Origin of the sequence: Pedobacter glucosidilyticus DSM 23534 (genome assembly GCF_000425145.1) — a bacterium.
GTDB lineage: Bacteria > Bacteroidota > Bacteroidia > Sphingobacteriales > Sphingobacteriaceae > Pseudopedobacter > Pseudopedobacter glucosidilyticus.
Genome location: NZ_KE384312.1, coordinates 261,285 through 267,783 on the forward strand (window position 1 = coordinate 261,285; position 6,499 = coordinate 267,783).

4 protein-coding genes are annotated in these 6,499 nt (G+C 36.7%); all 4 read left to right on the forward strand.

The features are described from left to right. Positions 1–2,539: beta strand repeat-containing protein (locus H510_RS20180; RefSeq protein ID WP_036693120.1), on the forward strand; the 2,539-nt coding region annotated here is incomplete at its 5' end. Between the two features lie 31 nt (positions 2,540–2,570). Continuing rightward, positions 2,571–3,098: a T9SS type B sorting domain-containing protein gene (locus tag H510_RS0115540; RefSeq protein ID WP_026905150.1), complete on the forward strand. Its 528-nt coding sequence runs from the start codon at positions 2,571–2,573 to the stop codon at positions 3,096–3,098. A gap of 1 nt (position 3,099) precedes the next feature. Beyond that, on the forward strand, positions 3,100–4,074 hold the full coding sequence (locus tag H510_RS0115545) for a PorP/SprF family type IX secretion system membrane protein (protein ID WP_026905151.1): 975 nt from the start codon (positions 3,100–3,102) through the stop codon (positions 4,072–4,074). Between the two features lie 9 nt (positions 4,075–4,083). Continuing rightward, positions 4,084–6,003 (forward strand): OmpA family protein, encoded by a 1,920-nt coding sequence (locus tag H510_RS0115550; protein WP_026905152.1) that lies wholly within the window; start codon positions 4,084–4,086, stop codon positions 6,001–6,003. The last annotated feature ends 496 nt before the right edge of the window (positions 6,004–6,499 follow it).

A 6,499-nucleotide genomic window follows, 5' to 3' on the forward strand; every position in this document is an offset into this window, starting at 1 on the left:
GCAATGGTTAGCATCTTTACAAGGAGCAACAGGCCCACAAGGTCCAACAGGTGCAACTGGAAGTTCAGCTTATCAAACAGCAGTAGCAAACGGTTTTCTAGGTACCGAGGCGCAATGGTTAGCATCTTTACAAGGAGCAATAGGTCCACAAGGACCAACAGGTGCAACTGGAAGCTCAGCCTATCAAACAGCAGTATCAAACGGTTTTGTAGGTACCGAGGCGCAATGGTTAGCATCTTTACAAGGAGCAACAGGCCCACAAGGTCCAACAGGTGCAACAGGAAGTTCAGCTTATCAAGCAGCAGTAGCAAACGGTTTTGTAGGTACTGAGGCACAATGGTTAGCATCTTTACAAGGAGCAACAGGCCCACAAGGTCCAACAGGTGCAACAGGAAGTTCAGCTTATCAAGCAGCAGTAGCAAACGGTTTTGTAGGTACTGAGGCACAATGGTTAGCATCTTTACAAGGAGCAACAGGCCCACAAGGAGCAACAGGAGCAACAGGAAGCTCAGCCTATCAAGCAGCAGTAGCAAACGGTTTTGTAGGTACAGAAGCGCAATGGTTAGCATCTTTACAAGGAGCAACAGGTCCACAAGGTCCAACAGGAGCAACAGGAAGTTCAGCCTATCAAGTTGCTGTATCAAACGGTTTTGTAGGTACGGAAGCACAATGGTTAGCATCTTTAGAAGGTCCACAGGGTCCAGCAGGACCTCAGGTTCTTACCAATACCCTCACAGCCACTAATGGTAACTTGGTAAGTACTGTAAATGGTGTTGCCAATAACCCGGCAGTAGCAGTTTTAGTTAGTGCAGGTAATGGCTTAACTGCAACAAATGGAAACGTTACCTTAGGAGGCACCTTAACCGGTACTACTACTATAGCGCAAGCAGGTTTTGACCTAGGTACAACAGGTGCTGGCAATGTTGGTATAGGTACTGCTACCCCAGCACAAAAATTAGATGTAGTGGGTAATTTACAGTTTAGCCAAGCTTTAATGCCTGCTGGTTTAGTAGGTACAAGTGGTCAAGTACTAACAAGTGCAGGTGCTGGCGTTGCACCAACATGGACAACTCCCGAAGTAAATGATTTACGTTTGGTAGGTACAAATAATCATATCACCATAGATGCCGGTGTAGGTGCTAATGGAACAAGCGTTGGCGCTGCAACAAATAGTATTGCTATTGGGCCTAATGCTTTAGGTGCTATAACCGCAGGTGATGGTGTAATTGCTATTGGTAGTGGTGCTTTACAAAATATACAAAGCACTACTAATCCAAATATGGCTGTGGGTTTTGGAAGTTTACAATCAAATACTACGGGTGATGCTAATAGTGCTTTTGGTTATCAAACTTTAAACGCCAATGTTGATGGTGATAACAATACTGCTTTTGGCTACCAGTCATTAATGTTTAATACCTCTGGAAGTAATAATTTAGCGCTTGGCTATCTATCAGCTCATAATAATACTACAGGTTCTAACAATACCTTTATTGGTACAGAAGCTTCTTATAACAATACCACAGGTACCGAAAATACAACAATCGGCTATAGAGCAGGTTACTCAAATATAGGTGGTAACCAAAATACCCTTATTGGTTTTAAGGCAGGCCAAGCTATTACTTCTGGTAACAATAACGTGGGTATAGGCTGGGTGTCTCTTGAAAATATTACAACTGGTGAACGTAACTCAGCTGTTGGTGTACAATCTTTAAGAGCCAATACTACTGGAAATGATAACACGGCTTTTGGTTCTGATGCAATGGCTAAAAATACGATTGGCATAGATAATACGGCAGTAGGTATGGAAGCTCTTACTAGTAATACATCTGGAAGCTTTAATGTGGCTTTAGGTAAGCAAGCTTTACAAGGGAATATTACCGGTATTGAAAACCTAGCTTTAGGTAATCGAGCTTTAAATTCTAACTCAAATGGTTCTCAAAATATAGCATTAGGCCAAGGAGCAATGGTTGGAAATACAAGTGGTAGTTCTAATATTGCTATTGGTACTAGGGCTTTATTCTCAACAAGCTCTTCTAGTTTCAATACTGTAATAGGGGCAGAGGCTTTACGCGTAGCTACAATAGCAAATAATAATGCTGTATTGGGCTATCAAGCTCTACGCAATACTACATCTGGTAATAATAATACTGCTGTTGGTTATCAAGTCTTGTTCAACAATACCACTGGTGCTAATAATACTATACTAGGCTATCAGGCAGCCAATACCAATACTACAGGCAGTAATAATATCGCTATAGGCAATGGTGTTAATTTGGAGAGCGCAACAGCGAATAACCAACTGAATATTGGAAATGCCATTTACGGTACCGGTATAGGTACACTAGGTTCTTGGATTGGTATAGGAACTCCTATACAAACCGCAGGGGTTAAGTTAGAAGTAAGTGGTAAAATTAAAGCTGTAGATATTAATTTTTCAGGCTTACCAATTTATGCTGATGAAGCTGGTGCAATATTAGGAGGCTTAACCACAGGAGATATGTATAGAACAGCTACCGGAGAATTAAGGATTAAGCTATAATCAGATTTTTTTAACCTTTAACAGCAAATTCATGATTATAAAAGCACTGTCAAAATTGATATCATTTGTGTTGTTCATTTTATTTACAATAACAGAGTTAAAAGCACAAACTAATGATCATTTGCCTTATGCTATAAACTCGGCAGGTATGTATAGCATTATCAATGGAGAAATGTTTGATAGCAATTTAGGAGAAATGGTATTAACAGAAACTTTTACAGGTTTACCAAACATGCTACTTAGCCAAGGTTTTTTGCAGCCCTATTATGTTGAAACCAATTTGGCATCTCCTTTAGTTTTTTATAACGCTTTTTCGCCAGATGGAGATGGGAAAAATGATTCGTGGGTGATAGAAAATATTGATTTATATCCAGAAAATACCTTAACCATTTTTAATAGATGGGGAGGCGAAGTTTTTAAAGCAGTAAATTATTCGTCTGCAAGTGCTTGGAAAGGTGATAATGTGCATACCGGCACCTATTTCTACATTTTAAGGGCTACCATTAACGGGCAATTGCAAATATTTAAAGGCTTTATCACCGTAGTTAAAGAAGACTAATATGAGATTAATAACTTATACACTGCTTTTTATCTTACTAAGCCATAAAACAATGGCCCAACAAGAGGCACAGTTTAGCCAATATATGTTTAACGCTTTGGCTATTAATCCAGCCTATGCCGGTTATAAAGAAACGTTAAACCTTAGCTTATTACACCGCGACCAATGGACAAGTTTAACCGGTGCACCACAAACACAATCTATTATTGCAGATGCAGCTTTGGGGCAAGCTAAAAAAGTTGGACTTGGTTTATTAGTGTTAAATGATCGTATTGGATTACAAGGTCAAACATCTGTGTATGCCAATTATGCTTATCGTTTACCCGTAGGTATTGATAACGAACGCTTAGCATTTGGCTTGGCACTAGGTATTTCCCAATATTCATTATTGGGTTCTGATGCCATTATTGCAGATAATTCTGATCAAAAATTAACAACTGATTTAACACATTTTACACCCGATGCCCGTTTTGGTATCCACTACTCTAATGATGTTTTTTTTGCTGGTTTTTCCATTATCAATATGCTTGGCAGGTCTCTGGACTATCAAAATACGCCAAACGGAACGGTAACAAAACAAGGTAGACACTACATGCTAAATTTAGGTTATTTGGCAGATTTAAATCAGGATATCAAGTTTAAACCATCTATTTTGGTTAAGGAAGATTTTAGAGGGCCTACTAGTATGGATATTAACGCAGCTTTGTTGTTTAATGAAAAAATTTGGATAGGTACTTCTTACAGAACCAATTTGTCTTTATGGCAAAAGGTAGATGTAAATCAAACTTTTAGAAATAGCTCTATGGTAGGGATGATGGAGTTTTTTATAGCTAAAAACCTACGTGTTGGTTATGCGTATGATTATAACTTATCCTCAACTATTGGCAGATATGTACAGGGCTCTCATGAGATTTCTGTTGGCTTTGCCATCAATTCAAAATATGATACCGCTTTACAAACACCAAGGTTCTTTTAAATTTTAAAGATGAAGTATTTAAAGAAAATATTAATTATTTGTACGCTCTGTTTAGGAATATTACCCTTAGCTGTACAAAGTACAAGTATTAAAAGAGCAGATAGGTTGTATCAAAAGTATGATTATAATTTTGCAATACAGATATACGAAAAATTACTTAAAAAAAGACCCAATTTAGCAATCGCAGAAAAATTAGCAAATTGTTATCGTTATACAAATGATGCTAAAAATGCCGAGCGTGTTTACGCCATGATTTTGGGATTTCAAAACTTTAAACCCTCAGCATATAAATATTATGCTGATGCTTTAAAACAAAATGGAAAACATCAAGAAGCAAAAGTAAATTATCAAAAATTTCTGGCTATTGCACCCCAAGAGGTTGCTATCATTAATACTAAAATGGCCTCTTGTGATTCGGCCATTAACTGGTTAAACCATCCAAATAAACAGGTAGAAATTAAACCATTCATGTTAGCTAACTCAGAATATGCAGATTTTTCTATGAGCATTTTTAATCAAAATTTGGTATTCAGCTCAGACAGGAAAATAGAAGTTAGCAAAGCAAATAAATATCAAAATATTTATGGATGGACAGGTAATGCTTACCTCAAACTTTACGAATATCAGGTTGATCATCAAAATATAATCCCATTACCTGTACAAATTAATACAGATTATCATAATGGTACCAGTTCTTTTTCGGCAAAAGGAGACACCATTTATTTTACACGTACAGAAAAACCAAAAGGTAGAAATAAAGGCAGTTTCAAATTCATTAGAAATGCTATTTATTTTTCAGTTAAACAAAATGACGCATGGAGTAAAGCCACCCGTTTATTTGGTGATGGTATTAATTATTCTGCGCAACATCCGGCATTATCTGTTGATGGGCAACTATTATATTTTGCTTCTAATATGAAGGGGACCGTAGGCGGTATGGATATTTTTGTGTCTCGTAAAAATGCTGATCATACATGGAGCGAACCTATCAATTGTGGTACAAGTATCAATACACTTGATGATGAAGTATTTCCGGTAGTTAAAAATAATCAACTTTATTTTTCATCAAACGGACGTATTGGTTTAGGCGGCTTAGATATTTTTAAAGCTGATGGTAGCATCAATAACTTTACAGACGCTATCAATCTTCAAGCACCTATGAATTCTACAAATGATGATTTTGGGATGGTATTTACCGATGATTTTACGGGATATTTATCTTCAAACAGGTTAGGCGGTAAAGGGCTAGATGATATTTATAGTTTTAATATTACCCCACCAAAAGAATTAATTTTTGCTTTAAAAGGTATAGTGGTACAAAAAGGCACAACATTTACCATAGGTGGAGCTAAAATTTTAATTACAAATTTGAGTACCAATGAGGTGGTAGAGCTTGTTACTGATAACCTTGGTAAATTTGTTTTAGATACTTTACAAAAAGAAACAGATTACAAAATAGCACTTTATAACTCAAGAAATAGTGTTGAACAAGAACTCACTATTTCTACCAAAGGCTTAAAAGAATCTAAAACTTTCGAAGTGAAACTAGAGTTAGAAATCAAGGAGAATGATATTGTAAGACTCAATAATATCTATTTTAACTTTGATAAATGGGATATACGTTACGATGCTAGTAAGGAATTAAATAAAGTGTTTGAATATCTTAAAAATGCGCCTTTAGTACATATAGAGTTAAGAGCACATACTGATGCCAGAGGAAGTATGGTTTATAATCAATATTTATCTCAACAGAGGGCAGAATCAGCTATGAAATATCTGATACAAAAAGGTATAGAGCAATCTAGACTTAAGGCAATTGGTTTTGGAGAAACTATGTTAGAAAACCATTGTAAAGATGGAGTTAAATGTAGCGAGAAAGACCATGCGATGAATAGAAGGGTAGAGTTTAAGGTTATTAAAGACAAATAGCTGTTTCAGGATTGTAAATCCTCCTTTATCAAAGTTCAGGATACATAAGCTAACATCCAGCTTAGTATAAATTTTTAAAGAGAAGAGGCTGTCTCCAAAATCATATTTGTCACACTGAGCGGACCTTTGTTGTCATCTTGAGGTCTAATATATTTCATATAAATCAATATGAAATGACGTTAACTTTGCAGCGGCAAAAAACCAAGAGCAGCATAACAGTCGTTCTAATAGTGCTATAGCCTGTTGTTGAGCTTTGTTTTAGGGCATGATATTAAACAATATTGGTGAATCTTATGATATCCCGCATGGTAGCAATATCCTTTTTTAAGATGCCCTAGGCTCAAGGTTTTTAAAAAGGCCGCTTATTTGTATGAGTAGTTTAAGTAAAATCTATCCAAACAGCGCTGGTATAGATATCGGCAGCGAGAAAGTTTTTGTTTCTGTAGAAGAACAGCCCGTACGTAATTTCCGAACATTCACATCCTCCTATCGGGAA